Origin of the sequence: Mesorhizobium caraganae, from assembly GCF_016836705.1 — a bacterium.
GTDB classification, from domain to species: domain Bacteria; phylum Pseudomonadota; class Alphaproteobacteria; order Rhizobiales; family Rhizobiaceae; genus Mesorhizobium; species Mesorhizobium caraganae.
This window is the reverse complement of record NZ_JAFCGY010000085.1, coordinates 1-1733: the sequence shown is the minus strand read 5'-3', so window position 1 is coordinate 1733 and position 1733 is coordinate 1. Positions and strand designations below refer to the sequence as shown.

At 68.1% G+C, this 1733-nt stretch carries 2 protein-coding genes; both read left to right on the top strand.

Annotated elements, in window-relative coordinates; genetic code table 11:
- The coding region (locus JQK88_RS35350) for a tyrosine-type recombinase/integrase (protein ID WP_203281200.1) at positions 1-234 on the top strand (234 nt) is incomplete at its 5' end.
- A 4-nt stretch (positions 235-238) separates the two neighbouring features.
- Complete coding sequence (locus tag JQK88_RS35345; protein WP_203281198.1) at positions 239-1432, top strand: IS91 family transposase; 1194 nt, start codon at positions 239-241, stop codon at positions 1430-1432.
- The last annotated feature ends 301 nt before the right edge of the window (positions 1433-1733 follow it).

The following is a 1733-nucleotide window of genomic DNA, read 5'->3' as shown; positions in this document are numbered from 1 at the left end:
GCCGAAGTGGCCGGCATCCGCAAGCGCGTCAGCCCGCATACGCTGCGGCACAGCTTCGCCACCCACCTGCTCGAGCAGGATGTCGACATCCGCGTCATCCAGGTGCTGCTCGGGCACAGCAAGCTCGAAACGACAGCGCTCTACACCAAGGTCTCGACCCGGACGATCCACGCGGTCGCAGGGCCGCTCGACCGGCTGATGGCGCTGATGGAGGATAAGTCGCCCCCCGGCTGAACCGGTGCGCGCGGACCTGGAGGTTGCCGACATCTTCCGTGCTGCTGGGCCCGCCTACCGGGCTACCCATGCAGGGCACCTGAGCCAGCAGCATCTCAAGGTGATGTCAGCGATCGAGAACTGCCGCACCGCAGCCCTTGGCGGTCACGTCGAGGCCTGCGAGGACTGCGGCCAGTGGCGCATCGCCTACAACAGCTGCCGCAACCGGCACTGTCCCAGGTGCCAGGGCGCGGCCGCACGGACATGGCTCGCCGAGCGCGAAGCCGACCTGCTGCCGGTTGGCTACTTCCACGTCGTCTTCACGCTCCCCGCCGAGGTCGCCGATATCGCGTTCCAGAACAAGGCGGTGGTCTACGACCTGCTGTTCAAGGCGACATCGGAGGCGATGCTGACGATCGCGGCGGACCCCCAGCATCTCGGCGCGCGCATCGGCATCACCGCCGTCCTCCACACATGGGGCTCGGCGATGACCCACCATCCGCACGTGCACATGATCGTGCCGGGCGGCGGCATCGCGCCTGACGGGACGCATTGGGTCTCCTCGCACCCGGCCTTCCTGCTCCCTGTGCGCGTGCTCGGCAAGCTCTTCCGCCGCCTGTTCCTCACCCGACTGCTCACGCTGCACGACGCCGGGCGGCTCGTCTTCTTCGGATCGATGGCGCACCTCGCCGAGCGACGGGCCTTCCTGCGCCACTTGGCTCCCGTCAGGAAGAAGCGCTGGGTGGTCTACGCCAAGCCGCCCTTCGCCGGGCCTGAAGCGGTGCTCGCCTATCTGTCGCGCTACACGCACCGGGTCGCCATCTCGAACCGCCGCCTTATCCGTTTCGACGAGGACGGCGTCATCTTCCGCTATAAGGACTATCGCCGCGACGGCGCCGACCGCCAGCGCGTCATGACGCTCGCGACCGACGAGTTCATCCGCCGCTTCCTGCTCCATGTCCTGCCGCGCGGCTTCCATCGCATCCGCCACTACGGCCTGCTCGCAGGCGGCTCTCGCAAGGACTGCCTCGCGCTCGCCCGCCAACTGCTGGCGGCCGCGCCTCCCGTCACGAACGATCCTCCGGCGCAACCGGACGACTTCCGCCCGCCGTGCCCGTGCTGCGGCGGCCGCATGATCGTCATCGAGGTGTTCGAACGGTGCAGGCAGCCGCGCGGACCACCGGGCGCACGGACGACGAACCGGGAGACCGCCCCATGACCCGGCATGGACCACTTCCTCGCACGACCGCGCCACGCCGGCGCGGGTCAATGGGACGGTATGCGCGCCTCGCTATGGCGCCGGTCGTCAGGCAGGTGAAGTCCGTCGGTATCACCGCAAGAAGCTCTCCGACCTGGCCTAGAAGCCGCATGCTCGATCAGCCAACAGCGCCCCATGTGGACGTCTGCGACAGACGCTGGCACACCCCGAAACACAAATCCCCATAGCTCACCGCGCACGGACCGCGGGTTCCTGCATGAGAGGCTTTCGTACGCCTGACGGCACCCGAAACCCTTCAGCA